Source organism: Bacillus sp. ISL-7, from assembly GCF_018613065.1.
On sequence record NZ_JAGGQW010000047.1, the window covers coordinates 112940 to 139300 of the forward strand.

Sequence of the window (26361 nt, forward strand, 5' to 3'; positions counted from 1 at the left end):
GCAAAAAAAGAACCTTGCGTTATGCATGGTTCTTCCCGTTATATATTAGGAGGTTAAATAATGATGAACCCGTAGTCTACAGAATCTGAATTAACTTAGCAAGATGCCGACGCATATGACAAACCTTAAACTTGGCTTTAACTTAATAAGAAAGAATCATTCCTCTTTATCAATTTTTAATGGATCAATACGGGTAGAGTCTTCAGTATTTAAGGCGCTTCTAACGAAATGGAAAAATGTTCCTCCAATACAGCCAAGAAATAAGACAAAACCAATCGTTGTGACCCACCAAATTGCAGACATTGTATTCCCCCTTTGTCTAGCTTAAGCAATCATTTCTTAAGCTTTTCTAAAAATATATGCATAAGGGGGGAGGATTTTTCCTATGAATCACTGATGGAAATATACTATTTTTTATTAGTCTTTTTTCTTAAGTGCGGCATAGTAGTCAACTTTTTTGATATTGACGCCGACAAAGGTTTCGATAATGGACTGGCCGCCGGCAATCGAGAAAATTAAAATAACCACATAGGTAATACGCGGAAAGAGCAAATATGCACCCCCAAGTAAAATAGCGCTCCAAACACCAGCGCACCAATAACATTTCAATAAATAACCAAACATTGATGTTGGAACTTCCTTGGTTTCCACTCCATCGTCCGTTTCTACTTTTACTTTCTTAACAAAAGGTTTACGGATAAATTCAGTAATTTTATCAAAGACAATTAAATGAGTTAAACGGTAGCTCGCTAGAATTAACATGATATAGGTCATCCATGAGATATCTTCCACGTTTTCAATCCTCCAATATCCACTTGGTCTCTCCCTAATGGACAGCTCCATTTTATTTTTCATTTCCCTGTATATTTTGAGCCTGAAATCAAAATTATATATTCGGAGGAGGCGAAAAAATGAAAAAATCTTTTTGGTTTAGTTTTCTGTTTTTATTATCACTATTCTGTATTCCGAGTGTGTCTTTTGCCCAGCAAATTTACACCGTACAGCCGGGGGACACACTTTGGAAAATCGCAGTTAGGTATCAAGTTGGAATTTCCGAAATTATTTCGGCAAACCGACAATTTTCGAATCCAAATTTGATTTATCCAGGTCAAAAGGTTTCTATCCCAAGTTTCGATGCTGTAAAAAGTACGGAAAGTCAGGTAATCCAGTTAACCAATCAGGAGCGTGCAAAAAATGGTTTGAAGGCATTAACACCTGATTGGGAGCTCTCAAGGGTGGCTCGTTATAAAGCCAATGACATGAGAGATAAAAACTATTTCAGTCATACCAGTCCAACGTATGGCAGTCCGTTTGCAATGATGAAAAGCTTTGGGATTTCCTACCGCTCAGCTGCTGAAAACATTGCAGCAGGGCAAACGACACCGGCTTCAGTCGTTCAAGCTTGGATGAATAGCTCCGGTCACAGGGCAAATATTTTAAGCACGAGATCTACCTATATTGGGGTTGGCTACGCACAGGGTGGCTCAAATAGACACTATTGGGTACAGATGTTTATTTCTAAGTAAGATAAAAGGGTCAGTTTCTTAAGCATTTCGCTTAGGGGCTGACCCTTTCTACGTCTTAGGACCGATATGAAAATCAAGCTCAAGCGCAATTATGATAAACAATGAAAAGAGGTAAGATGAAATCAAGATAAAGAAAGGAGCAAAACAAAATGAAAAAATTTGGTTTACTGTTAGCAGGTGGAATTGCAGCGATGATCTTGCTTTCCACAATTGGTCCAATGGTGGGGTTACTCGTCAGCTTAGTACTCCTATACTTCATATTCAAACAGTTCTTAAAAGCTGAATCGAAAGGAGGAAAAATTGGGCTTGGGATCATTGGATTCATTGTCCTCATCGTATCCATTCATAACGCTCCAGCAATTATAGGGGTTGCAGCAGCTTATGTGTTATACCTTGTTTATAAAAAATGGAATGAGAAAAAGCACACAACCGTGAAGGATGAAAATGACCCATTTGTTAATTTTGAAAAACAGTGGAATGAATTGAAAAATTATTAAGAAATAAAGGAGAGAATGAACATGACAAACTTATTTACAAGAATTAAAAATACGATTACAGCAGATTTACACCAGGCACTTGATCAAAAAGATAAACAAAATCCAATTGCTTTATTAAATCAATACCTACGCCAGTGTGAGCAGGAAACAGAGAAAGTTAGAAAGCTATTAGAACGTCAATACACACTGAAAGATGAATTTACAAGAGAATATCAGCAAGCGTCCCAGTTAGCTGAAAAAAGAAAGTACCAAGCTGAAATTGCTTCTAAAGCAGACGAATCAGAACTATATCAGTTTGCCTCAGCAGAGCATCAGCAATATGCAGATCGTGCAAGCCGCTTGGGTGCATCACTTGAACAAGTAAAGAGTCAATTAGTAGAATTAGAAAGAAAGTATGAAGAAATGAAGCACAAGCTAAAAGATATGCACCTAAGACGGATGGAATTAATGGGCCGTGAAAATGTAACACGAGCGAACCTCCAAATCAACCAGGTGCTTGATTCTAATACGTATTCAGATAAATCCTACTCGAAGTTTAAAGATATTGAAAACTATCTTGATCGCTTAGAGCATCAAGTGAATAGCTCATACTATCGCAATACGATCGATGCTCGTGTCGCACAACTAGAAAAAGAAATGAAATTGGAAGAAAGCAAGTCCATTTAAATACAAAACATGGTATGCTAAATAAAAAAGCGGAAGCGCCCCTAGGCGCTGGAGCTAGACACTAAAGGCGTAGGATTTCTGCGCCTTTTGGCCATAAACAATAGTAATACAAAGTATTAAAAGAGTTATCCAGATGATTATAAGGGAGGGTGGACCATGTTTAAAAATACTAAAAATGATTATATAGGCTGGCTGGTCATTATCGGTGCGATCATTTTAGTCATGGAAATACTATTTTTTAACAGGGGGCTAATTTTCTCTCTTTTTATCTCTGGAGGCATGATTTACCTCGGCCGCAAACGATCGGGGAAAAAGAAGGGGAAAATACTTTTTATCGGCGGGATTATTTTCTTAGTCCTTAGTCTCTTAAATATGATGACGTTTAAGTTTTTACTAGTTGCGATATTACTGCACTTTTTTATTCAATTTTTAAATGCCAAAAAGAAACCAAAGAAAATCTCACCTGAAATCACGGAAATCGAACCAACCTCCCATGAAGAAACAATGATAAAGTCAGAACCTCTATTTGAAAATATCGTCCTTGGTCAGCAAAAGACCCCCCCAGGTGCCTACGAATGGAATGATGTAAATATCCAGGCAGGGATCGGTGATACCATCATTGATCTGAGCTTTACGATGCTGCCTAAAGGGGAAACGGTTATCTTTATTCGCAATCTGATTGGGAATATTCAAATCCTTGTTCCTTATGATATTGATGTTAGTGTCCAGCATTCATGCATCATGGGTTCAGCGACTGTTTTCGAGCACCACGACTCTAAACTTTTCAATCGAGTATTACACCTAAAAACACCAGGATATGAGACAGCTGAGCACAAAGTGAAAATTTTCACCTCGCTCATGGTTGGAAATTTAGAGGTGAGCCGGATATGAGCACAACCCAGCGTAAAATTTTCTGGAGTGTTGGCTTTTCCTTTTTCCTTGCGATTATTGTCAGTGCCATTTTTATCTTCGTATTCCCACTAAGCAGTTGGGCGGAATTGTGGAGTAAACATTTCATGAATGTTCCGTTTGTAATCTTTATCCCTGCTTTTAGCATTGCCGTTGGGGTTCTCTTAGGTGCAGTCTCTGGGGTGTTTTGGAGAAGGCAGTTTCTATCCATTGAACACTCCTTGCATTTATTAGAGGAAGGAAAACAAATAGAAGTAGTTAAGGAGAAACCTGCTATCTCAGAAATGCAGCTCATTGCAAACCGAATTGAGAAAATAGGCAAACAAATGGCTGAACAAGCGAAGCTTTCGCAGCGATTAGCCACTGAAAAGGTGGAAGACCTTGAAGGAAGAATCCAAGAAATTATTGAACAGGAACGGAACCGATTGGCCCGTGAACTGCATGATTCTGTCAGTCAGCAATTATTTGCTGCTTCGATGATGATGTCAGCAATCAACGAAACTAAACAGCAATCACCAGTAGAAAATGACCGCGAAGCGAAACAATTGAAATTAGTCGAAGAAATGATTCACCAATCACAGTTGGAAATGCGTGCCCTGCTTTTACATTTACGGCCCGTTGCCTTAAAAAATAAAACACTTCAAGAAGGAATTGAAGAGTTATTAATCGAATTATCACAAAAGGTTGAGATGGATATTAAATGGAAGACAGAGGTTTTTCCGTTAGATAAAGGAGTAGAGGATCATCTTTTCCGTATCCTCCAAGAGTCGATCTCAAATACGTTAAGACATTCGAAAGCCAATAAACTCGAAGTTCTGATGGTGAAACGGGATGATCTTGTCATCTTAAGGATTATTGATGACGGAATAGGTTTTAATGTAAACGAGATGAAAGCAGGTTCCTATGGAATGCAAAATATGCATGAGCGTGCAGTAGAAGTAGGCGGCACGTTAAAAGTTGTTAGTGTAAAAAATCAAGGAACAAGGCTGGAAGTGAAGGTTCCGGTGATGATTAATGGAGATGGTGCCAATGATTAGAGTCGTATTTGTTGATGATCATGAAATGGTTAGAATCGGAGTTTCTTCTTATTTATCAGCGCAGCCAGACATTGAGGTAGTTGGAGAAGCTGACGATGGAAAAAAAGGTGTGGAGCTTGCCCTCGAACTTCGCCCTGATATCATTCTAATGGATTTAGTGATGAAGGAAATGGACGGGATTGAAGCCACAAAGCAAATCATTGAACAGTGGCCGGAAGCAAAGGTCATAATCGTGACAAGCTTTTTGGACGATGAAAAAGTTTATCCTGCACTTGAAGCAGGGGCAACCAGCTACATGCTGAAGACCTCTAAAGCGGGTGAAATTGCCAATGCAGTCCGTGCTACATACCATGGACAATCAGTCCTTGAACCGGAAGTAACCGGAAAAATGATGGTGAAAATGCGCCAAAAAAATACACATATGCCACACGAAGACCTTACCACCCGTGAAATTGAAATATTATTATTAATGGCAGAAGGCAAAACCAATCAAGACATTGCTGATGAGTTATTTATTGCCCTCAAAACCGTCAAAACCCATGTCAGTAATATTTTGAGCAAGTTGAACGTCCAAGATAGAACGCAAGCGGTTATTTATGCATTTAAGCATTCATTAATTAAATAAATTTCGGAGGCTTTCCTAAATAGGAAGGTCTTTTTTCTTTTTTTTATAAAATTTCAAAAATATAATTGAAAACATTTCTCATTTGCTGTTATTATATAAATGAAAATGATTATCATTATTATAGATACTGGAGGATTACATAAATGAAACTATTAAAATTGTCAGGCACTCTAATTATATCTAGCAGTCTACTATTTGGATGTTCAAATAATACGGAGAAAACAGCAACTACAGAAAAGGTAAAAGACAAAGTAGTTACAAGTCAGGCTGCACTTACTGGGGTCACAGATGATTATAGGACATATGCCTTAGGAGAAATTGAAGAATTTGTTAAGGCAACAGATGCCTTTACAATCGCTGTTAAAAATGGAGATATAGAAAAGGCTAAAGCTCTTTATGGTCCCGCACGGATGCACTATGAGCGCGCCGAACCAATTGCGGAAGTGTTCGGCGACCTTGACCCGAAGATTGATGCACGAGAAGGAGATGTCCCGGAAGCGGAATGGGGCGGCTACCACCGGATAGAAAAGGGCCTATGGATCGACAAAACGACCAAAGGATATGAACAATATGCTGAGCAGTTAATGAAAGATGTCAATCTTTTACGTGCAAAGGTAGATACCGTAGAAGTGACACCTGAATTATTAATAACCGGAGCAGTTGATCTATTAAATGAGGTTTCTACTTCCAAGGTAACAGGCGAAGAGGATCGTTATTCCCATACAGATTTGTATGATTTTGCTGCTAATGTACAGGGCGCAGAAAAGATTTATCAGCTTTTAAATCCAGCATTAAAGAAAAAAGATGAGGACGTTTCAAAAGAAATAGAAGCGCGTTTCAATGATGTTTATAATCTACTAAACCAGCATAAAAAAGGCGAAGGCTATAAGCTCTATACTGATTTAACGGAAGCACAGGTTAAAGAACTAAGCCAGGCGATTGACGCACTAGCTGAACCACTCTCTCAAATAGGACTTGTTACTGAGGCGTCTTAATTGGCAAAGAATAAAAACATCATCGATGAATCTATATCAATCGGAAATAAGATTTCGAGAAGAGATATCTTAAAAACGGCCGGTGTTGGCGGTGTCGGAGTAATTCTGGGCGCTTCAGGACTCAGTAGTTTGCTTTCGATTTCTGAGAGCAAAGCTACCACCAAAGATGACCATGAGATCGTGCCCTTCTATGGAAAACATCAAAGTGGCATTACGACAAAAACACAAAACCATGTTTATTTTGTTTCCTTGGATGTGACCACCTCGAAAAAGGAAGATTTGGTTCAATTATTCAAGGATTGGACAAAAGCCGCAGCATTGTTATCTGAAGGGAAAGCAGTCGGGGATTTATCGAGTAATGAGTTCCTCCCGCCAAAAGATACGGGGGAGGCCGCTGGGTTATCTGCTTCTAATTTAACTATTACATTTGGGGTTGGTCCAAGCCTATTTGTAAAAGACAATCAAGACAGGTTTGGTCTAAAACATAAGCAGCCTAAAGAATTAGTTGACCTTCCTAAATTTCCGCTAGATGCGCTGGAAGAAGAATGGACCGGAGGCGACATTTGTATTCAAGCCTGCGCCGATGATTTGCAAGTAGCCTTTCACGCGGTTCGAAATCTGATTCGAATTGCAAGAGGGAAGGCGATTTTACGCTGGGCACAAACAGGGTTTCAACGCACGAAACAAGCAGACCCTAAAGGTGAAACGCCAAGGAATTTGTTTGGCTTTAAAGATGGGACAGCTAATCCTGATGTAAACAATGAATCACAAATGAACAAGCAGGTTTGGGTTCAGCCTGGGGATGGCCCTAATTGGTTAGTGAATGGAAGTTACCTTGTTGTCCGTCGAATTCAAATGTTTATTGAAGTTTGGGACCGTACAACATTAAAAGATCAAGAAAATACCTTTGGCCGTTATCGTGAAAATGGTGCACCAATTGGGCAAAAAAATGAATTTAAAAAACTTGATTTGAAGCAAAAAAATGAAAAAGGCGAATATAGCATTCCTGCCGATTCGCATACACGCTTATCCCATGGGGACGGTTCCCAGCAGATTCTGCGCAGGGCCTATTCTTATTCGGATGGAATGGATTTGAAAACCGGCAGCTTTGATGCGGGTCTATTGTTCTTATGCTTCCAACGTGCTCCTAGTAAACAATTTATCCCTATACAAAATAGATTGGCCAAGATGGATAAATTAAATGAATATATATCCCATAGAGGAAGTGCCATCTTTGCTTGTTTACCAGGAACGAAATCAGGTGGTTTTATAGGAGAAACACTTTTTAACTAAGGTTTTTCCTTTCATTAGAGGAGAGAGACGCATGCGACGATTTAAGACAAAAAGTAAATCTATATTATTATTAATGATGTTTTTCATTCTTTTTCAAACAGTCCAGCCAGTGAAAGCGGCTGTGAATCATGATGAGCTTTTCGTTCTAATCGGAGATAGCTTAATGAAAGCCAAAGATGGCGACCATTCAGCAGTTATGAGAAATATGGAGCTGTTTGCTAACGAATGGGCATCGATTAAGAAAGAAGATAGTAAACAGGCTAAGAAGGTTGAACAAGAACTTAATAAGGTTCAAAGTTTACTAGCCAAAGAGAATGTGGAAAAAGAGGTTCTTTCAAAGAGTCTTTCCTCTTTATCAAGTGCAGTGGTTCTTTATGACCAAGAACAAAATCCACCGGATAAAGAAAAAGGAAAAGAGCAAGTAAAACAGCTGAAACCGCTCATCGCCACCTTGAAACAATCGATTGAAGATGGGAATCAGTCTGTTTTGAAAGCCCAATATCAAACGCTGTTAAATAAATGGAATGCCTCAGAAAAAACGGTTCATGATGAAAGTATTGTCGCCTACGGTAACATTGAAAAATACATGGCATTGATCCGAATTGCGATTACACAGAATCCCGCAGATTTAGAGAAGGCCAAAGCAAATGTCGAAAAGCTATCAAGTGAAGTGGAAAATTTCTTGGCTGGTAAGGTTTCTACTCAGGTTAAAGGGGATTATTCACTAACCGATCTAACTAAATTATTGAGTAATGCAGAAACACAGATTGCAAAAGAAAACTATAAGAGTGCTTCTGACCAGTTAACTAAAATACTAAACATTTGGCCAATGATTGAAGGGGATGTTCAGACAAGAGACAGTAAGTTGTATAGTGATGTTGAAACAAAAATACCTACAGCTATTAGTCTTATAAACTCTGCAAAAGTTGATGGTCCAAAAGCAGAGGAGATCGTAAAGGAATTAAATTCTCGTCTAGCGCCGTTAATTAGTAAAACTGATTATTCTTTATGGGATGCCGCATTAATTTTGTTACGTGAAGGGTTAGAAGGGTTATTAATCGTAGCCACATTGCTTGCCTTTCTGAAGAAAATGGGTCAGGGCTCAAAACAGAAATGGATTTGGGCAGGTGTTGGAGCAGGGATTCTTGCGAGTGCTGTTCTGGCCATTATTATCAATATTGTATTCTCACGAATAGTTGCTGCTTCTAGCCGAGAATATATTGAGGGAATCACTGGGGTTGTCGCTGTCATTATGATGTTAACCGTTGGGGCATGGCTCCACAATAAATCCAGTATCGGGAACTGGAATAAATATATTAATCAACAAATGGAGCAAGCGATTGCCAGAGGAAGTCTTTTTTCATTTGCACTGATTAGTTTTCTGTCAGTTTTCCGTGAAGGGGCAGAGACGATCATATTCTATACAGGAATCACGCCCTATATAAGCTTGCAGCAACTGGTTTTGGGTGTAATCCTTGCAGTAGGAATCCTAGTTATTGTTGGTTTTGCAATTATCTACTACAGTGTAAAAATTCCGATTCGCTTATTTTTTAAGGCTGCAACCATTCTTATCTATTTCTTAGCCTTTAAAATTCTTGGTATTAGTATCCATGCTTTGCAAATTTCGAATGTGCTGCCGACTAGCACTGTACATCAGTTTCCGTTTATTGATTGGATCGGATTAAATCCAACCTGGGAAACGACGATTACACAGTTAATATTAGTCATGGCTATTATTTTATTAACATGGATGATTAGAAAAAAAACAGTAATGGTGAACGTTTAAAGGGCTGCGAGCCCTTTTTTTCGTTCTCTTAAAAAATTTTCTCTAATAATCAAAGAACTTGTCTCATAAGTTTATAAAAGTGAGATGAGTATGGAGGAGAAAAAATTGGCTATTTATTATAAGGGGATATTCTTTTTAGCTGTAGCTGCTTTTTTGGGGGAAGGTATTGAAGTTTTAGTAAATATGATTCTTGCTCGAGAGTTAGGACCACACGGACTAGGTCTGTATATGTCCATTTTGCCATCGATCTTTTTTATTGTGTTACTATCCAGCTTTGAGTTGCCTGTGTCGATTTCAAAATTTATTGCTGAAAGAGAAGACCGTTATCACCGAAATATCCTTCATCATGCGATTACGATTACGATTGTGTTCTCGGCTGTCCTTTTTTTAGCAGCTACTGTAATCATTCCGTTTATTCCTGTGTTTGACAAATATCATCCATACGTAAGATGGCTTGTTTTGATCTTAATACCCATCATTTCTTTCACCTCCGTCGCGAGGGGATATTTTATGGGTAAGCAGCAAATGGGGAAAATAGCAGTCTCAAATTTTTTAAGGAAAACGATTCAACTCGGAGGACTGTTCCTCCTTTTCCGTTTCTTTGCTTTCGACACAGCTGAGTCAGTGTTAATCGCGATTGGTACGTTTATAGGAAGCGAGATAGTTGTGTTCCTTTATTTAATATACATGTTTATTATCCAATTTCAGCAATTGAAGCGACAGCCATTTTCTAATATGAAACGTAAGGTAGTTCAGAAAAATCTAATGGCAGTTTCGATTCCAACAACAGGTCTTCGCTTGTTTTCAGCTTTTACTGGTGCCATACAGCCCTTTATCATTAAGGCAGCTTTGGTTCGCTCTGGCTTGAGCGATACATTAGCGACAGAGCAATTTGGAATGCTGATGGGGGTGGCCATTTCGATAGGCTTTTTTCCGGGTTTTATTGCTCACTCGTTAATGGTCGTTCTAATCCCAGCTGTGTCCAAGACATACGCAGAGGGTGATTACCAAAGGCTCCAAAAAATGCTTCTACAGGTGATGAAGCTAACCTTTGTATATGGGGTCATATCCGTAGCTATTTTCTACTTCTTTGCACCCGAGTTAACGTCGCTATTTTTTAAATCAGAAACACCTGCCCTATTTTTACAATTACTCTGGCCATATTTCTTATTTCACTTTTTTATCATGCCGATGCAGGCCTTTTTGTTTGGACTTAATCTACTTAAAGAGACATTCATTCATATCATTTGGTCGACGATCATCTCTTTTTCACTCATTCTTTTGCTTGCAGCCATGCCTGAATGGAGAATGAATGGCGTTATTATTGGAATGAATACAGGCGCTGTTTTGTTAGCCCTCATGCATTATCTAACGATCTGCAAGAAAATTGGCGTCAGTATTTTTATGAAAGGCTTCATTCAAAATACTACTGAGCGATAAACTCCTGAGAAATTTTCTGTATTACTGTAGGGGGGAATACTGTTAATTCCGTCTAATAGAATGAAGATCATTTTAAAGATGGAAAGGATGGAGAACATGCTAGCTGGAATTGTCCCATCATTTGAAGAAGTGGTAATGGAACATGGAAGATCCATTTATAAATATATTTTGTCTTTAGTGAAGCATAAAGAACTTGCAGAGGACATCTATCAAGAGGTATTACTCTCAGCTTATTTAGCATATCCTTCAATTAAAGAGCAAACTAAATACAAAGGATGGTTTTTTACGATTGCAATCAATAAATGCCGTGATTATTGGCGGAAGGAAAATAAATCTAAGCAATTTTGGAAGGAAGGAGTTTATTCTTATTCAGCCTCATTCGAACCAAGCGTCATTCCAGAAGAGGAAGTCTTACATAAATTTTCTGCTGAACAGATGGCTGAAAAGGTAAACCTATTACCGGAAATTTACCGTTATCCTATTTATCTTTATTACTATCAAAATTTCTCACTCATTGAAATCGCGAAGAAAAGTAATCTGCCAATGTCGACAGTAAAAACAAGAATGAAAAGAGCGAAGGAGAGACTTCGCCCAAAAATGCAATCACTCGCATAATTGCTTCATCAAAGAATATTCTTTGCAAAGGAGAATGTTGAAGATGACAGGAAATGAAACAAAAAGGTCTCCAGTACAGTTACTTCCGTATATTTCAAAGCAATATTATAACCGTTATACGCCTATCGATCATGCGGTATGGCGTTTTGTCATGAAACAAAATCATTACTTTTTAAAAGATATCGCCCATCCTGCATATGTGAATGGCCTAAACGATTCAGGAATTAAAACAGAATCGATTCCAAAAGTAAATGACATGAATACCAGTCTAGCCAAAGTGGGCTGGGGGGCCGTCACGATTGCTGGGTTAATTCCTGGCACAGCGTTTTATGGGTTTTTGGCAAATTGTATTTTACCAATTGCAACGGAAATAAGAAAAATACAAAATATTGCCTATACCCCTGCACCGGATATGATCCATGAGGCAGCTGGACACGCACCCATTTTATTAGATAAATCATATCGGGAATTTGTTAAGAAAATCGGCGAAATGGGAGCAAAAGCACTCTCAAGTAAAGAGAAGCTAGAGGTATTTAAAGCAGTTCGTCATTTAACGATTGTTGCCGAAGATCCAAATTCTACACCAGAGCAGGTTAAAGAGGCAGAAAGACTGGTAGCAGAAGCTAGAAAGAAGGTCAAAGGTCTATCAGAGGCCGATCAAGTTTCAAGGCTTTTTTGGTGGACGGTAGAATATGGATTAGTTGGTGACCTAAAGAATCCGAAAATTTATGGAGCTGGCCTACTATCATCAGTAGGTGAGAGTCAAAGTTGTCTTGCTGATGATGTCAAAAAGATCCCATTCTCAGTAGAAGAATGTATTAAGACACCATATGATGTCACGAAGCCGCAGCCGCAACTATTTGTTTGTAAGAACTTTGATGAACTGGCAGCGGCTATTGATCAATTTGCTTCTACCATGGCATTTCAAAAAGGTGGAACGGAAAGCCTAGAAAAAGCTTTGCAATCTGATAATCTCGCAACTGTTGTCTTCTCTTCAGGGTTGCAAGTGACCGCCACACTAACAACGATTTTGAAGGATGATAAAGGGGAAGCTGTTTATATTAGAACAAAGGGACCTACAGCACTATCGATTGATCAGAAACAATTAGTGGACCATGGCAAAGAGACACATCATAAAGGCTTTGGGACACCAATAGGAAGACTTGAAGGAAAGATGGTAATTGAGAATAGCTCGCTTGATCAATTAAAGGATTTAGGCATTATTGAAGGAAGCGAAGCAGATTTGAAATTTGAAAGTGGTGTCAATGTAAAGGGAACCGTGAAGACTATTTTGTTGTCTGCAGCAGGTAAGCCAATCTTAATCTCATTTAAGGATTGCCAAGTAAAATTCAAGGATCAAGTCCTTTTTGAACCATCTTGGGGGACCTATGATATGGCGGTGGGAGCAGAAATTACCTCTGTTTTTGCAGGCGCGGCTGATCCAGACGGTTACTTTGACTGGCCAGCAATAGAGGAAACAAATGTTGTAGAGGAAACAGTAGGGCAGCAGAGTTGGAATCAACTAGAAAAGCTATATGAGGAAATCCGCAGTTTACGTGAGAGTCCGGTGTGGAATGAACAGAGTTGGTCCAGCTTGGAAAAAGTAATATCAACCTTGGATCAGCAGTACCCCAATGAGTGGCTATTGAGGCTTGAAATACTAGAACTCTATAAGAGGCACAATGGCAGCCATCCCAACGTTAAGCGTATAACTGAAATGTTACTGAAAAAAAACTGGGAAAAATCAATAAAGCAGGTGATTCAGCGTGGATTCACGTTAATATATAATAGCTAAACGTAAAAGGAGCTTGGATACCCAAGCTCCTTTTATATACTGACCTAATTCAAGCTGCTAGTCTTTACTAGATAGAATCCCCAAAATACGAAGGATGCTGACGAAAAGGTTAATAAAATCCAAGTATAGGTTCAATGCCATCAATGGAACTTCTTCCGGTCTTACCCCGTAATGCTTCATTCGGCTGAAATCAAAGAGGACATACCCGCTAAATACTAATACGCCGATAAAGGAGTACGCAAGCATCCCTGTAGAGCCTAATGGAATGAAGATATTAAAAATGGAAATGGCCACTAATGCAAGCAAGGCAGCAAGCAGGAATCCTCCTAAAAAGGAGAAGTTTTGTTTTGATTTAGTCGCATAAATAGCAACACCTGTAAAAACAACCGTTGTACTGGCGAATGCCATAACCACCACGTTTGCACCTGCTGTAGCTAAGTAATAAGCTACGATTGGATAAAGGGTTATTCCAGATATAAATGTAAAAATGTATAAGAATGAATAAGAAATTGCCTTTTTGCGTCTGAAAAAGAAGGCAACCATGAGCATGACAAATTCTAAAATAGCTAATGGCATAAATAGGCTAGATGGAACAAATACTCCTGCCATTGTACCCAAGAAAGCAATCGCAAGCGAAAGGGCAAATGTTCGTAAAACAGATGGCAAAAATTCAGTAGATGTTTGAGTATACAAATTTTTCACCTCAAAAATTATTTATTACTAACATATACGATGATATGGTCAAGATGTTTCATTTTTTCTTAAAAAATCTTTATCTTCTTTCAATAAATCGCGAATTTCTGCTAAAAGCTCTTCCGTTCGGTCCACTTTCGCAACAACCGCTGCTGGTTCCTCTTTCTTTTTAAAACGGTTAAGAAACTTTATAAAAAGGAAAATGGAAAAAGCTATTATAAAGAAATCAACAACTGTTTGAATAAACAGACCGTATTTTATACTTCCATATGCAAGTTTAGAAAAGGTGCCTACTCCAATTAATAATCCAAACAGTGGCATGATGACATCAGCGACTAAAGAAGAAACGATTTTCCCAAATGCTCCGCCAATAATGACACCGACTGCTAAATCGATGACATTGCCTTTCATGGCAAACTGTTTAAATTCATTCCACATAAAAAATATCCTCCAAACTCACTTTTATTTAATTGTACATTATAACGATAAACCAAGTAAAATAGCAAACAATTTATCATGAAATTAAGTTCATCTTTATTGCCTTTACTGCTGCATCAATCCGGTTCTTTGCAGCTAATTTTTGAATGATGATAGAAATATAATCACGAACCGTATAGCTGCTTAGGTGAAGAACCGTTGCAGCCTCATTGATAGATGCACCCTCGGCGATCAATTTTAAAACTTCTTTCTCACGTTGTGTTAAGACGCCATTGGAGTTCGTAAATTGTTGAAGTGCCTCATCTCCAATAGAAAAAAGCAATTCCCCTGCATAATGCCCAAATTTTATTAATGTGGCCAAGGTTTGAATAGAAACTTTAAATTGAGACTCTTCCCCTTTGTCCAAAAGGGCAATACCGATCAGTTTGCTTTTTGTTGGGACAAATATTGGTAATATCACTAGTGACTTTAATTTATATTCCTGGACATATTTTTTCGGTAACACTTCAGCAGCATCTGCAAAATAAAGGGGCTGAGAATGATTTAGTGTATGAAAATACTTTTTTAGTAGGGGGAGCTTAAATAATTCTTCCCTAATTTGCTGAATAGTGGGATTGCTTACATTATATCCAGAAACTCCGATTCCTTTGTCCTCGTATGGATTATACATAAATAGGGCACAGCGATTAAAAGGCATATATTCTACTAAACCTTTAGTAATCGCCTTAACCGCCTCATCCGCACCTCGGGTACGTAGCAAGTGCTGTAAGAAGAGAAGTGATGCATCTTTCCATTCCATCTTACTTTCAAGATGATGTAGTTTTAGCTGGCGTAAATACATCCCCCTAATAAATTCGATTTCATGATTGCTGATAGGATAGTCTTTATGTAGCAGACCTATTATCACGGTGTCATTCAAACAAGGAATTTGGACAATGGAAGCCTCGTCGCTGCTTGTTCCTAATAGTCTGGCAATCGCTGTAGATAAGTGGTCGATTTGACTTGCCTTTAAACCTTTGGACATTTCAATTAAAGGGGTATCTACTTGATTTAGTTCAGAACAGACAACACTATCCACCCGATAATCATCCTGTCCTTTATTAACGACAGCTATCCAATTGATTGGAAAGACGTTAGTAGCGATAATAGTTTTTATCCATTTCTCATTTCGATCTTCTATATCTTGTGTTAACAACGTCTGGTCAAGTATTTTCGAAAAAAAGGATTGGACTGCCTGATGATCGAGAAATGTTGAAGATTTATTTTCAGATAACAGCTTTTGAAATATATTTTCAATCGTTGTTAACAAGAATATTGACTCATTTTCATCATATTTGGAGGCGAAACGATTTTTCCATTCAGCAAGCAGGGAAAGAATGAAGGAGTCTACACTAGGGATTTTATCGTTAAGTACTTGTTGGAAGGCAATCTGGATTAGACAATCAAATTCATCCACTAAACTGTCCTTTCGGTATTTTAATGTGGATAGAACTTCCTTCCATTCTTTCATAAATGGTTCATTAAGCCCAATAAGAATGGATAGTCCTTTTTGAATAAGCTGTTCCACTTTGTGCTCCATGTTGGTTCCACCTCCACCAATAACCGTTTTAATATTCTTCGGTATAATTTTTTTCGATATGTCCGTAGTAGTAATCCGTACCCGACATTTGACGGGGTACAAGATTTTATACGATATATTTCGTGATTGTGGCGGTGAAATAACCGTAGTAAGGTATTAAAAAGAATATTATTAAAAAATTCAGAAAGTAGGTGAGCGATTATGGAAAATTCAATTCAGCTTGTTGAGGGGATGACAAGTAAAAGGGTTTTCTGGTCAGCATTAGGGTCGGGAATTCTGGTATTAACGCTGCTATTAGTCTCATTTGGGATTTCGGGAGTAGCATATGCTGTCCCAATTGCTGGTGTGGGCGACTTTTATGTAGAGTTTGATAAATTGGAAGGGAATGGCTATACCTTTTTTCCAAAAATGGGTGAAACAAGCAGTGAAGATTCGGCTCCACAAGGCACAAATTTAATAGAAAATTTGACAATTGATAAGTTGCAATTATACAAGGATTTCAAGGTGGGCGGACATTGGATCCGAGTCAAGATTACCGCCTCCAAACCTGTACAGATTACCGGACTGCAGCACGATGCGAGTCTTATTGAAGCCGATGCAAAATTCCAAAACTTAGCGCTAAAAGAAAATCATAGCGATGATTGGCAAAAACAATTCCAACAAACCTCCTCGAAAATTACCTTAGAGCATGCAAAGCTTAAAACACACTATCTGTTTCAGAAAACGATTAATATGAACGGGATGAGGCTGACAGTTGAAAAGATTAATAAGAAATAAGGAATGGAGGAAAGTAGATGGGATTTACTAAATGGCGAAAAAGCCGGCCGCTGTGGGGTGCTTTGATTACCATAATCAGCGGACTCATGATTTCATGGGTGCCTTTAAACCTATATTTAAGTACATTCCTTCCAGGGTCGATAGCTATCATAGGCTTACTTTTTGGCGGACTACTTATATTGATTGGAATTGTGGCCATATTCTTTCCAAATGCTTCTAAAATTCTAGGAATCTTTACTATTTTTCTATCAATACTTTCTGTTATTGGAGCATTAGGAGGGTTTCTTTTTGGCACGATATTTGGGATCTTCGGGGGAGCATTGCTGATGGCCTGGAGTCTGGCACCAGTCAAAGTAAAAGTAACACCTCCAACTGAGATGGAAAAAATGGCCCAGACTTTCTAAAGGAGATCAAAAAATGTGGTGGAAAAGTAAGATGATCTTGTTAAGCTTATGTCTCCCGTTGATGTTATTAACAATTTTCGCTAATGGTGGAGCAGTTAAGGCGGAAGAACAAACTACAGATGGTTTTGTAATTGAGGCAGACCGAGTCGTTGGTTCGGGTATGACTGCAAACATCATTAAACAAGAAACCTCTACAAATAGTGGTAAACTAATGCTGCGTTTTCATTATAAATCCGCAATAATTTATGGAATGAAATTAACCAAGCAGGTAAATTCCCCAAAGGGTCCTGTAAGTATTAGTTTAAAAGCAAATGGACCTGTTAGTGTAAGGAATATGACTGTTGATACATCGGCTTTTGTCTTTAAAGGGGCTTGTGTAAAGGCATCAGAAACTGTTCCAGAGCTTGGGATGGAGCAGGTGGTCATGGTGGCTCATTTCATGGAATCAGAGAATAGTATTATTAAGCAGTTAGTTCTTAATACGGTTTCCGGTCAATCAACTGCACCCAAGCCCGAAAGGCTGAAAATTATTCAAGATTTAAGCTCTCTTCCACTTCATCAATTGGATAAAGAGCTTGATAAAATTTCAAGTGGACATATGCCTCTCACGTGTGAAGAGGGTTCCAAAATAGTGGAGTCACCTGATGCGATTGGAAAAATCACTGAACCGGTTGAAGATGTGATTGAAGTCGTGACCAAACCATTGAAAACAATTCCAAAACCATTGGAACCGATAGTAGATCCACTCAAGCCAATAGTGAAGCCTTTAGAACCAGTAACAGAACCACTTGAGCCAGTTTTGAAACAGCTCGAGCCTCCAACAAAAAAGTTTGAGCCAGTTTTGAAACAGCTCGAGCCTCCAACGAAAAAGTTTGTGACGGTTTTGAATCCACTTAAGCCTTTAACAAAGTCGCTTGACCCAGTAGTCAGCGGAACTACGGAAAAGGTGGAACAGATTGTAAAATCCGTTTGTGAACAAATGGAGGATGCAAAGGGAGTAATTAATAAGGAACTAGCCCTGTCTCTAATTGATGAAGCCATTGAAAAGAAAATATTATTGAGTAGTGTCTGCCGAGGTGACACATCACTGACAAAAGAACTTCAAAGCTTGGAAGAGGGTTTATTAAAATCACTCGGTCTTATTGATTTAATAGGAAAAGTCGTACCTGAGGATCCAATTGAACAGTTGAATAAAATGCGTGAAAAAGTTGCAAAGGAAAAGGAGGGAGCCATTATTTTTTCACCATAGAAAAAAGAGCAGGGAGTCCTTGCTCTTTTTGTGCTTAGATTAGAAAGCCCAGTTTCCACCTCGAAATACGGGTTCTGTTTTGCCATCAGCGGTGATTCCATCGATGTCCATCTCCGTGGAACCAATCATGAAATCAACGTGAGTGATACTTTCGTTCAGACCGTTCTCTTTCAATTCTTCGGAAGACATTTTCTTGCCGCCTTCGATACAAAAAGCATAGGCACTGCCGATCGCTAAATGGTTTGAGGCATTTTCATCAAACAGTGTATTGAAGAACAGGACATTTGATTGGGAAATGGGTGAGTTATATGGTACAAGTGCAACCTCCCCAAGATAATGTGAGCCTTCGTCTGTATCGACAAGACGCTTAAGGATCTCTTCGCCTTCTTCGGCCTTTACCCCAACAATTTTTCCATTTTCGAACGTAATCGAAAAGCGGTCAATAATATTTCCACCATAGCTTAAAGGCTTTGTGCTAGCAACTGTTCCATTAACACCAGTTTTATAAGGAACAGTGAACACTTCCTCTGTCGGCATGTTGGCCATAAACTCGAAGCCTTTCTCATTTACACTGCCTGCGCCCACCCAGATGTGTTTTTCAGGAAGTTCAATTGTTAAATCCGTACCAGGGGCAGTGTAATGGAGCTTTTGGTATCTTTTTTCATTTAAATAATGAACTTTTTCATGAAGGGTTTCATCATGTTTTTTCCAGGCTTCTACTGGATTTTCAACGTCTGCACGCACGGCTTTGAAAATCGCATCCCAAAGTTTGCTTACTTGGTTTTCAGCAGGCTCATCCGGGAAAACTTTAGCTGCCCATGCCGGCGCGGCAGCTGCAATAACAGTCCAACTCACCTTATCTGATTGTGCTGCCTTCCGGTAATTCGCCAGTGCTTTTCCAGCAGCTTTATTGAAGTTGGCAATCCGTTCTGGATTCACGCCTTTTAGCAAATCAGGACTAGTCGAAATAACCGACATAAAGGCAGCGCCTTGATCGGCTAGATCATCCATTTCTTTGGCACGCCAAACAGGGTACTCAAGGAATGCCTCATCGGGAGCTAAGTCATATTTTGTTCTCGTAACGGTATCGTCGTTCCAGTTAACGATGACATTTTGTGCACCAGTTTCGTATGCCTTTTTAACAATCAGACGAACAAATTCGGCCGCATCTAAGGTGGCGTTTACGACTAAGGTTTGACCTTTCTGAACATTTACGCCCACTTTAACGGCTAGTTCAGCATATTTTTCAAGGTTTTTTTGAAATTCACTCATATGTACGTCTCCTTTTCATCTGGATCTTCCTTTATTGTAGCGTTTCCAATTGGAAAAGGAAACAGAAAGCCATTAAGCAAAAGGATTCCTGATAAAAACAAAAAAACAGTAAAGATTTTCATCTTTACTGCAACTTGCTGCCGTATACTTTTATATTTAAATAAACACCTGCGGAAAATAGGACTAAAAATGTAATAATTCCTGACAATGAAGTTGGAGCCATGAACTGGGATAATTCCATTTTTTCCACCGCCCCTATAATATTAACTTTTGAAAGTTAATTATAATACAAATTAGGTAAATGTGAACATTTTGTACAATTTTCTAAGATTTATTGACATGCGATAGCATTTTCTAGGATCTCGCACCTTCCGCTCCAATCACTTATCGGACAACTCATTTTGTTAGTCTTGATTTTTTAAGGCTTGTTTCAGTAAATCACCTAAGCTTGTTCCAAAATCCTCTTTTTGCGTATATTTCTGGACAAGTTTTTGTGCTTCTTTCTTATTAACTGCTTTTTTCTTGTCTTCTGCTTTTTCAACGACATTGCATCGGCGGCATTGGAAGTAGGCGCCTGCTTTCCCGTCATGAATCTCCATTTTTTTATGGCACTGTGGACAGCGGCGATTAGAAAGCTTCGGGTCCTTTCTTTTCCGAAATGAACACTCAGGACTTGAGCAAACAAGAATTTTCCCATCCTTTGTATTTCTTTCCTTTAAGAATTCGTTACATTCTGGACATCTCGAGCCGGTTAAATTGTGAGCCCGGTACGTTTTGTCGCTCGTTTTTATTTCGGAAACCAGCTGCTCTGTTTGACGGCGAATTTTTTGTAAAAAGGCTTTTGGGTCTGCCTTTCCTTTTGAGATTCGTTCCAGTTCCTGCTCCCATTTGGCCGTCAGTTCCGGTGACTTTAATTCATCATTGACAAGGTCTATTAGTTGTTTGCCTTTTTTCGTTGGATGAAAGCGTCCATTTTGTCGTTCAACGACTTCTGTTTCCACAAGCCTTTCAATAATTTCTGCTCTGGTTGCTGGGGTTCCTAAACCGAATTTCTCCATTTGAGCTAGAACATCTGCTTCAGAATAACGCTGCGGCGGTTCGGTCCATTTTTGGTTCATGGAGCTATTTTTAACCGTAAAGGACTGACCTTGAGCTAATTTTTGCAGGCCAGTTACAGCATGTTCAGTATCTTCTTTTCCTAAGACTTTCTTAAAGCCCAAATCGATTACATTTGTTTCTTTTGCTGTAAATGTCTCGCCTTCTACCTTGAAGGTAGCCTGAATGGTTTCATATTCATAAGCAGGTAAAAACAAAGCTAAGAACCGTCTAGCAATGATATCGTATAGTTTTCTTTCATCTGAATCGAGTTCACTAAGATTCAGCCGTTGTTCCGTAGGAATAATGGCATGGTGATCCGATACCTTTTCATTGTTAAAAACGCGTTTGGCAAGTACTATACCCCTATTTGCAAGAAGAGGGCGGACCTCATCCTTATATCCAGAAGCCATTCCTTGCAGGCGGTCTGTCATTGTGTTCATCATATCTGTTGTTAAATAGCGTGAATCGGTTCTTGGATAAGTAACTAATTTGTATTGCTCGTAAAGACGCTGTAAAACGGTCGAAGTCTTTTTTGCAGAAAAACCAAATCGCTTATTGGCATCACGCTGTAGCTCTGTTAAATCATAGGGTAGAGGCTGCGGCTCTGATTTTTTCTTTCGCTCAATTTTTTCAAGCACAGCCTTTTTCCCATTGATTTTAGATTGGATCGCTTCCGCTTTTACTTTATCGAAAATGCGCTTTTCATTGTCTCGTTCCCAATCAGTTGAAAGCGGGCCGATTTCTGCCCGAATTGTCCAATATTCCTTTGGTACAAAAGATTGAATCTGCTGCTCACGCTCAAGAGCAAGTGCAAGCGTAGGGGTTTGAACCCGACCTGCAGATAGAGGATCCTTGTATTTGGTGGTCAATGCTCTTGTCACATTTAGACCAATTAACCAATCAGCCACTGCTCGGCAAACTGCTGAATGGTAGAGGTCCTCAAACTGTTTGCCTGGTTTTAATTGTTTGAACCCATCCTTTATAGCCTTATCTGTTTGTGAAGAAATCCATAATCTCTTTAAAGGTTTGTTCCAGTGGAGTTTTTCAAGAATCCAGCGGGCAACCAGTTCGCCTTCACGACCTGCATCCGTTGCAATGATACATTCGTTAATATCTTTCCGTTTGGCTAACGCTTCAATGGCTCGGAATTGATGGTTTGTTTGCTTCATGACCATCAGGCCCATTTTTTGTGGAATGATCGGTAAATCTTCCAAATTCCATGTTTTATATTTTGTGTCATAATGCTCAGGCATTTTTAATTCAATTAAGTGTCCAAGGGCCCATGTGACAATATATTGATTGCCTTCCATATAGCTTTTATGTTTTTGATTGCAGCCAAGGACACGAGCTAGTTCACGAGCCACACTTGGCTTTTCTGCAAGTACGAGAGATTTCATAATTACTCCTTTCGGGTAAATCCAATTTGACCTTTTTATAGTATAACGGAACTTTCCTTTATTTTAAATCGTTGTAGCTCATACGCCGCTAAACCGGCGATTCTGCTTTTCATTATTATCGTACTAAAGTGTTATCGTGCTAAAATTCAGAAAATTAAATTGACAGATAAGCTTCTCATCACATACAATAATTATCATTAAGATAGTTAAAGAATGGAATGATCCCATGAGGCATCTAATAATATTCAATCAATTAATCATAAAAGAGGCTGGACTCCAAATCAATTAGATTCGGAATCCAGCCTCTTTCTTTATTATACTACAGTGGTAGAGGAGAGAGACAATATGATCACACTTACAGGTGGAAGCTTAACATTAGAGCAGATGAAAGGTGTATTATTTGGCAAGCAAAAGGTTAATGCTTCAGACAAGAGTATGGAAGCAGTCAAGAAGAGCCGTGAAGCAGTAGAAAGAATTGTATCAGAATCAAAGGTAGTTTATGGAATTACGACTGGATTTGGAAAATTCAGCGATGTACTTATCGATAAGAATCATGTTCAAGACCTGCAGCTTAATTTAATTCGTTCCCATGCATGCGGGGTAGGCGAACCTTTTCCGGAAATTGTTTCTAAAGCGATGGTCCTTCTCCGTGCTAACGCACTACTAAAGGGCTTTTCCGGGGTCAGACCTATTGTTATTGAAAAGTTATTAGAGTTAGTGAATAAAGATATCATTCCTGTCATCCCACAGCAAGGTTCCCTTGGTGCGAGCGGTGATTTAGCCCCGCTTTCTCACCTTGCCTTAGTTCTAATTGGGGAAGGAGAGGTATTTTACAAAGGTAAGCAGAGAGATGCTTTTGATGTGCTCCAGTTAGAAGGGATTTTACCCGTAACATTGGAAGCAAAAGAAGGTCTAGCTCTAATTAATGGTACTCAAGCGATGACAGCAATGGGTGTTATTGGTTACTTGGAGGCAGAACAGTTAGCACATGAAAGTGAGCTGATTGCTGCAATGACAATGGAAGGGTTAAACGGAATTATCGATGCATTTGCAGAAGAAGTTCATGTCGCAAGGGGATACAAACAGCAGATTGACACAGCAGCGAGAATTCGTCGTTATTTAAGCGATAGTTTATTGACAACACAGCAGGGCGAGTTACGGGTTCAAGATGCTTATTCTCTCCGCTGCATTCCACAAGTTCACGGGGCATCTTGGCAGGCCTTGGATTATGTGAAAGAGAAATTAGAGATCGAAATGAATGCAGCAACGGATAATCCATTAATTTTTGATAATGGAGAAAAGGTGATTTCTGGGGGGAACTTCCACGGGCAGCCCATAGCTTTTGCAATGGATTTTATGAAGATTGCCGTAGCGGAGCTAGCAAATATCTCGGAAAGACGAATTGAAAGATTAGTCAATCCACAGCTTAATGATTTACCGGCTTTCCTAAGTCCTGAACCTGGTTTGCAATCAGGTGCAATGATTATGCAATATGCGGCAGCAGCGCTTGTTTCAGAAAATAAAACACTCGCACATCCTGCCAGTGTCGACTCGATTCCCTCTTCCGCAAACCAAGAGGACCATGTAAGTATGGGAACAATTGCTTCTAGGCATGCTTATCAAATTATCCAGAATGCACGCAGAGTTATCGCAATTGAACTAATTTGTGCCATGCAGGCGGTTGAAATTCGCGGGATCGAAAAAATGGCATCTCATACCAGGGTTTTTTATGATAAGGGCCGCGAACAGGTAGCTTCGATTAAACAAGACAGGGTGTTTTCCAAGGACATCGAAAAAGCAGCTAAATGGCTTAAAACAATTGAATTTTCACATTTTATTAGAAATTTAAGTATGGAAAAAGGCCAATTCTAGGGATATAAAATATATAAAGGCGTGAATGCATAAATATATAGTAAAATTTATACCAAAACATAATTGAGCAATGATGTTACTGGTTTTAGGTTTTATTATATATACGAAAAGTCATACGAAATTTTATTAATAAAAGGCGAGGTTTATTATTTTTAGCCGTTCTCTTTTGGAGTATCCGCAAAGGAAATAGCAAAAATAAGGGATAAATCTTTATTATGATTTATCCCTTATTTATATGAAGAGACTACTTAGTAGGAATTGGTATGCAAAGCTGTTTATTGGGGTTGTATATTATAATAGAACGATTGCAACTATTTCTACATTATTGTTGGTTTTACAAAAACACGGGTTATATGTACGCACAAAATGGAATCCGTTGTAATGCCATAGCTCCAGGTAGTGTGGAGACAAATATTGTTTCCTATATGACTCAGTAACTGGAAGGCAACTTACCCGACGAGGCGTTGCCTTTTTGCATTTCTTGATACTGATGAAGCTAAATAAGTTTATAACTTCATCATAAGATATCTATTAGGATATCTTAAATGCAAATTTATAGTGAAGTATTGATAAGATTTTGGTAATATATTTATTAAGTTAATGTTATGAGTGGTTGTAAGGGGATGAAATGGTTTGATAAAGGAAAAGCGTATTAAAAAAATTTATGAATATGTTATTGAGCAACAATCTGCATCATTGGACGAATTGGTGTTAGTTTTTGATGTATCGAAAAACACAATCAGGCGTGATATTCAAACACTAGTGGAACGCGGAGAATTGAAAAAAGTTTATGGCGGTGTATCTGTCATTCATAAGAAACTGGAGTCATTTCAAGACAGAAAAATACGCAATCAAGAACAAAAAGCTTCTATTGTAAAAAAAGCAGCCAGCTATGTGAAAGATGGTGATATTATTTTCATAGATTCAGGAACTACAATGATTGAGATGTTCAAATATATAAAGGACAAGAACTTGACAATTTTTACGAATAGTATTGATTGTATTGTTCGTGCTCTTCCGTTCGACCATTTAAATGTTATTTCAATCGGGGGGTTACTGGATCGAAAAACCGATTCGTTCGGTAATCCACACAATAACAATATGGACTTTCTAAGTAATTACAATATTAAGAAAGCCTTTATGGCATCTACTGGTATCTCCCTAACCAACGGGGTAACCAACGCCTCCCCACTTGAGAATGAATTAAAAAAGGTAATTGTTAAAAGAAGTTCAGAGGTTTATTTATTGGTTGACCACGATAAATTCGATAAATATGGGTTAATGACTTATTGCGGTTTAGGTGCTATTGATTATCTAGTTACTGATAGGCTTCCTAATGCAACATATAGAGAATATGCTAAAAAAAATGCCATCCGACTTGTGATTACTCAATGAAAATTGGAATAGTGTTGGCGTTAATTAATTACTTCTTTGACGTATTAAAGAAAATATTTCATCCTTTTTATAAAAATATAATGAAGTTTTGGTTATTTGTTGGTACTATGGAGATAGAATAAATATAATGTAAGCGATAACAGTGAATTAGGGTGAATTGAAATGATTAAAGAAATACGCATCAAAAAAATAAATGAATATGTAATTGAACATCAATCTGCGTCTTTGGACGAATTAGTAACAGCTTTTGATGTATCTAAAAATACAATTAGACGTGATGTTCAAGAGTTAGTTGATCGGGGAGAACTAAAAAAAGTTTATGGCGGGGTATCGGTAGTTCATAAAAAACTTGAATCTTTTCAAGATAGACAAATACGTAATCAACAACAAAAGGTATTAATTTCGGAGAAAGCATCCTGTTATGTAGAAGATGGAGATTTTATCTTTATCGATTCAGGTACCACTACCATTGAAATGTTTGATTATCTAAAGGACAAAAATCTGACTATTTTTACGAATAGTATTGACTTTATCGTTCGTGCCCTTCCAGTTGAGAATTTAAATGTTATCTCTGTCGGAGGGATGCTTGACCGTAAAACCAACTCATTTGTTAATTCTAGAAATATGGGCTTGTTTAAAGATTACAATATTAAGAAAGCCTTTATGGCTTCTACGGGTATCTCTTTGGTTAATGGAGTAACAAACGCTTCCCCTTTGGAAAGTGAATTAAAGAAGACGATTGTTAATCGGAGCTCGGAGGTCTATCTATTGGTAGATCACGCTAAATTCGATAAATATGGATTAATGACCTATTGCGGTTTAGATGAGATTGATTATTTAATTACCGATCAACAACCGAATGATACTTATCAAGAATATGCTAAGAATAACAATATTCAGCTTGTTATAGCTGAATAGCACATTCTTTCGAAAATCCCTTTCTTTTTGGATCATTCCATGTAAGGAGGGTTTTTTTTATTCTCGCTTTTTTCTGTAAAAATAA

General features: G+C 38.4%; 25 protein-coding genes and 1 pseudogene. 19 read left to right on the forward strand and 7 right to left on the reverse strand.

Features of this window, described 5'->3' with window-relative positions:
- Positions 1 to 156: 156 nt before the first annotated feature.
- On the reverse strand, positions 157 to 303 hold the full coding sequence (locus tag J7E66_RS19600; RefSeq protein WP_214715314.1) for a hypothetical protein: 147 nt from the start codon (positions 301 to 303) through the stop codon (positions 157 to 159).
- Between the two features lie 114 nt (positions 304 to 417).
- Complete coding sequence (locus tag J7E66_RS19605; protein ID WP_215002918.1) at positions 418 to 792, reverse strand: DUF1360 domain-containing protein; 375 nt, start codon at positions 790 to 792, stop codon at positions 418 to 420.
- Positions 793 to 911: 119 nt separating this feature from the next.
- Between J7E66_RS19605 and safA the strand changes: the two genes are divergently transcribed.
- The 12 genes from safA to J7E66_RS19665 all read left to right on the forward strand — a co-directional run bounded on the left by safA (position 912) and on the right by J7E66_RS19665 (position 13184).
- Entirely contained in the window at positions 912 to 1526 is a 615-nt protein-coding gene (safA, locus tag J7E66_RS19610) for a SafA/ExsA family spore coat assembly protein (protein ID WP_215002920.1), read from the forward strand.
- A 149-nt stretch (positions 1527 to 1675) separates the two neighbouring features.
- Positions 1676 to 2023: a lmo0954 family membrane protein gene (locus tag J7E66_RS19615; RefSeq protein ID WP_215002922.1), complete on the forward strand. Its 348-nt coding sequence runs from the start codon at positions 1676 to 1678 to the stop codon at positions 2021 to 2023.
- Positions 2024 to 2044: 21 nt separating this feature from the next.
- Positions 2045 to 2689, forward strand: coding sequence for a PspA/IM30 family protein (locus J7E66_RS19620; RefSeq protein WP_215002924.1), 645 nt, complete (start codon positions 2045 to 2047; stop codon positions 2687 to 2689).
- 156 nt (positions 2690 to 2845) lie between these two features.
- Positions 2846 to 3580 carry a cell wall-active antibiotics response protein LiaF gene (gene liaF, locus J7E66_RS19625; protein WP_215002926.1) on the forward strand — a complete coding sequence of 245 codons (735 nt, stop codon included), beginning with the start codon at positions 2846 to 2848 and terminating at the stop codon, positions 3578 to 3580.
- Positions 3577 to 4635: a sensor histidine kinase gene (locus J7E66_RS19630; protein ID WP_215002928.1), complete on the forward strand. Its 1059-nt coding sequence runs from the start codon at positions 3577 to 3579 to the stop codon at positions 4633 to 4635. The genes liaF and J7E66_RS19630 overlap by 4 nt, the downstream gene beginning before the upstream one ends.
- Positions 4628 to 5260 (forward strand): response regulator transcription factor, encoded by a 633-nt coding sequence (locus tag J7E66_RS19635; RefSeq protein ID WP_088085790.1) that lies wholly within the window; start codon positions 4628 to 4630, stop codon positions 5258 to 5260. Before J7E66_RS19630 ends, J7E66_RS19635 begins: the two co-directional genes overlap by 8 nt.
- A 143-nt stretch (positions 5261 to 5403) precedes the next feature.
- Positions 5404 to 6255, forward strand: a complete 852-nt coding sequence (efeO, locus tag J7E66_RS19640) for an iron uptake system protein EfeO (RefSeq protein ID WP_215002929.1) — start codon at positions 5404 to 5406, stop codon at positions 6253 to 6255.
- On the forward strand, positions 6256 to 7548 hold the full coding sequence (gene efeB / locus J7E66_RS19645; RefSeq protein WP_251033014.1) for an iron uptake transporter deferrochelatase/peroxidase subunit: 1293 nt from the start codon (positions 6256 to 6258) through the stop codon (positions 7546 to 7548).
- Between the two features lie 31 nt (positions 7549 to 7579).
- Positions 7580 to 9334: an FTR1 family iron permease gene (locus J7E66_RS19650; protein ID WP_215002931.1), complete on the forward strand. Its 1755-nt coding sequence runs from the start codon at positions 7580 to 7582 to the stop codon at positions 9332 to 9334.
- A 105-nt stretch (positions 9335 to 9439) separates the two neighbouring features.
- Complete coding sequence (locus J7E66_RS19655; protein WP_215002934.1) at positions 9440 to 10774, forward strand: polysaccharide biosynthesis protein; 1335 nt, start codon at positions 9440 to 9442, stop codon at positions 10772 to 10774.
- Between the two features lie 87 nt (positions 10775 to 10861).
- On the forward strand, positions 10862 to 11389 hold the full coding sequence (locus J7E66_RS19660; protein ID WP_251033015.1) for an RNA polymerase sigma factor: 528 nt from the start codon (positions 10862 to 10864) through the stop codon (positions 11387 to 11389).
- Between the two features lie 43 nt (positions 11390 to 11432).
- Positions 11433 to 13184, forward strand: a complete 1752-nt coding sequence (locus J7E66_RS19665) for an aromatic amino acid hydroxylase (protein ID WP_251033016.1) — start codon at positions 11433 to 11435, stop codon at positions 13182 to 13184.
- Positions 13185 to 13241: 57 nt separating this feature from the next.
- Here J7E66_RS19665 and J7E66_RS19670 read toward each other — a convergent pair whose 3' ends face one another.
- From J7E66_RS19670 to J7E66_RS19680, 3 genes are all read right to left on the reverse strand, one after another.
- On the reverse strand, positions 13242 to 13877 hold the full coding sequence (locus J7E66_RS19670; RefSeq protein WP_215002937.1) for a Bax inhibitor-1/YccA family protein: 636 nt from the start codon (positions 13875 to 13877) through the stop codon (positions 13242 to 13244).
- A 48-nt stretch (positions 13878 to 13925) separates the two neighbouring features.
- On the reverse strand, positions 13926 to 14315 hold the full coding sequence (gene mscL, locus J7E66_RS19675) for a large-conductance mechanosensitive channel protein MscL (RefSeq protein WP_215002939.1): 390 nt from the start codon (positions 14313 to 14315) through the stop codon (positions 13926 to 13928).
- Between the two features lie 76 nt (positions 14316 to 14391).
- Entirely contained in the window at positions 14392 to 15894 is a 1503-nt protein-coding gene (locus J7E66_RS19680; protein WP_215002941.1) for a response regulator transcription factor, read from the reverse strand.
- 201 nt (positions 15895 to 16095) lie between these two features.
- Here J7E66_RS19680 and J7E66_RS19685 point away from each other — a divergent pair, with 201 nt between their 5' ends.
- The 3 genes from J7E66_RS19685 to J7E66_RS19695 are packed head-to-tail and all read left to right on the forward strand — an operon-like array spanning position 16096 to position 18324.
- The gene (locus tag J7E66_RS19685; RefSeq protein ID WP_215002944.1) at positions 16096 to 16671 is read left to right on the forward strand and encodes a DUF6230 family protein; all 576 of its coding nucleotides are present in this window, start codon (positions 16096 to 16098) and stop codon (positions 16669 to 16671) included.
- Between the two features lie 17 nt (positions 16672 to 16688).
- Positions 16689 to 17075 (forward strand): DUF6114 domain-containing protein, encoded by a 387-nt coding sequence (locus J7E66_RS19690; protein ID WP_215002946.1) that lies wholly within the window; start codon positions 16689 to 16691, stop codon positions 17073 to 17075.
- Between the two features lie 13 nt (positions 17076 to 17088).
- Complete coding sequence (locus J7E66_RS19695) at positions 17089 to 18324, forward strand: hypothetical protein (protein ID WP_215002948.1); 1236 nt, start codon at positions 17089 to 17091, stop codon at positions 18322 to 18324.
- Positions 18325 to 18363: 39 nt separating this feature from the next.
- Here the strand turns inward: J7E66_RS19695 and J7E66_RS19700 are convergent, their stop codons facing one another.
- Both J7E66_RS19700 and J7E66_RS19705 read right to left on the reverse strand, forming a co-directional pair.
- Complete coding sequence (locus J7E66_RS19700) at positions 18364 to 19596, reverse strand: aminopeptidase (protein WP_215002949.1); 1233 nt, start codon at positions 19594 to 19596, stop codon at positions 18364 to 18366.
- A gap of 404 nt (positions 19597 to 20000) precedes the next feature.
- Entirely contained in the window at positions 20001 to 22091 is a 2091-nt protein-coding gene (locus J7E66_RS19705) for a DNA topoisomerase III (RefSeq protein ID WP_215002951.1), read from the reverse strand.
- Between the two features lie 345 nt (positions 22092 to 22436).
- On the opposite strand from J7E66_RS19705, the gene hutH reads away from it, so the two are divergent.
- The 4 genes and pseudogenes from hutH (at position 22437) to J7E66_RS19720 (ending at position 26276) form a co-directional block, all read left to right on the forward strand.
- Entirely contained in the window at positions 22437 to 23963 is a 1527-nt protein-coding gene (hutH, locus tag J7E66_RS19710; RefSeq protein ID WP_215002952.1) for a histidine ammonia-lyase, read from the forward strand.
- Positions 23964 to 24301: 338 nt separating this feature from the next.
- A pseudogene (locus tag J7E66_RS31885) lies at positions 24302 to 24391 on the forward strand (3-ketoacyl-ACP reductase); the annotation flags it as partial.
- Positions 24392 to 24596: 205 nt separating this feature from the next.
- Positions 24597 to 25358: a DeoR/GlpR family DNA-binding transcription regulator gene (locus J7E66_RS19715; protein ID WP_215002954.1), complete on the forward strand. Its 762-nt coding sequence runs from the start codon at positions 24597 to 24599 to the stop codon at positions 25356 to 25358.
- 162 nt (positions 25359 to 25520) lie between these two features.
- Entirely contained in the window at positions 25521 to 26276 is a 756-nt protein-coding gene (locus tag J7E66_RS19720) for a DeoR/GlpR family DNA-binding transcription regulator (RefSeq protein WP_215002956.1), read from the forward strand.
- Positions 26277 to 26361: the final 85 nt, after the last annotated feature.

Excerpts from the sequence above, each read along its gene's own strand:
- J7E66_RS19600 (WP_214715314.1), bottom strand. The coding sequence starts at position 303 with ATGTCTGCAATTTGGTGGGTCACAACGATTGGTTTTGTCTTATTTCTT.
- safA (WP_215002920.1), top strand. The coding sequence starts at position 912 with ATGAAAAAATCTTTTTGGTTTAGTTTTCTGTTTTTATTATCACTATTC.
- J7E66_RS19615 (WP_215002922.1), top strand. The coding sequence starts at position 1,676 with ATGAAAAAATTTGGTTTACTGTTAGCAGGTGGAATTGCAGCGATGATC.
- J7E66_RS19620 (WP_215002924.1), top strand. The coding sequence starts at position 2,045 with ATGACAAACTTATTTACAAGAATTAAAAATACGATTACAGCAGATTTA.
- liaF (WP_215002926.1), top strand. The coding sequence starts at position 2,846 with ATGTTTAAAAATACTAAAAATGATTATATAGGCTGGCTGGTCATTATC.
- J7E66_RS19630 (WP_215002928.1), top strand. The coding sequence starts at position 3,577 with ATGAGCACAACCCAGCGTAAAATTTTCTGGAGTGTTGGCTTTTCCTTT.
- J7E66_RS19635 (WP_088085790.1), top strand. The coding sequence starts at position 4,628 with ATGATTAGAGTCGTATTTGTTGATGATCATGAAATGGTTAGAATCGGA.
- efeO (WP_215002929.1), top strand. The coding sequence starts at position 5,404 with ATGAAACTATTAAAATTGTCAGGCACTCTAATTATATCTAGCAGTCTA.
- J7E66_RS19650 (WP_215002931.1), top strand. The coding sequence starts at position 7,580 with ATGCGACGATTTAAGACAAAAAGTAAATCTATATTATTATTAATGATG.
- J7E66_RS19660 (WP_251033015.1), top strand. The coding sequence starts at position 10,862 with ATGGAGAACATGCTAGCTGGAATTGTCCCATCATTTGAAGAAGTGGTA.
- J7E66_RS19665 (WP_251033016.1), top strand. The coding sequence starts at position 11,433 with ATGACAGGAAATGAAACAAAAAGGTCTCCAGTACAGTTACTTCCGTAT.
- mscL (WP_215002939.1), bottom strand. The coding sequence starts at position 14,315 with ATGTGGAATGAATTTAAACAGTTTGCCATGAAAGGCAATGTCATCGAT.
- J7E66_RS19680 (WP_215002941.1), bottom strand. The coding sequence starts at position 15,894 with ATGGAGCACAAAGTGGAACAGCTTATTCAAAAAGGACTATCCATTCTT.
- J7E66_RS19685 (WP_215002944.1), top strand. The coding sequence starts at position 16,096 with ATGGAAAATTCAATTCAGCTTGTTGAGGGGATGACAAGTAAAAGGGTT.
- J7E66_RS19690 (WP_215002946.1), top strand. The coding sequence starts at position 16,689 with ATGGGATTTACTAAATGGCGAAAAAGCCGGCCGCTGTGGGGTGCTTTG.
- J7E66_RS19695 (WP_215002948.1), top strand. The coding sequence starts at position 17,089 with ATGTGGTGGAAAAGTAAGATGATCTTGTTAAGCTTATGTCTCCCGTTG.
- J7E66_RS19700 (WP_215002949.1), bottom strand. The coding sequence starts at position 19,596 with ATGAGTGAATTTCAAAAAAACCTTGAAAAATATGCTGAACTAGCCGTT.
- J7E66_RS19705 (WP_215002951.1), bottom strand. The coding sequence starts at position 22,091 with ATGAAATCTCTCGTACTTGCAGAAAAGCCAAGTGTGGCTCGTGAACTA.
- hutH (WP_215002952.1), top strand. The coding sequence starts at position 22,437 with ATGATCACACTTACAGGTGGAAGCTTAACATTAGAGCAGATGAAAGGT.
- J7E66_RS19720 (WP_215002956.1), top strand. The coding sequence starts at position 25,521 with ATGATTAAAGAAATACGCATCAAAAAAATAAATGAATATGTAATTGAA.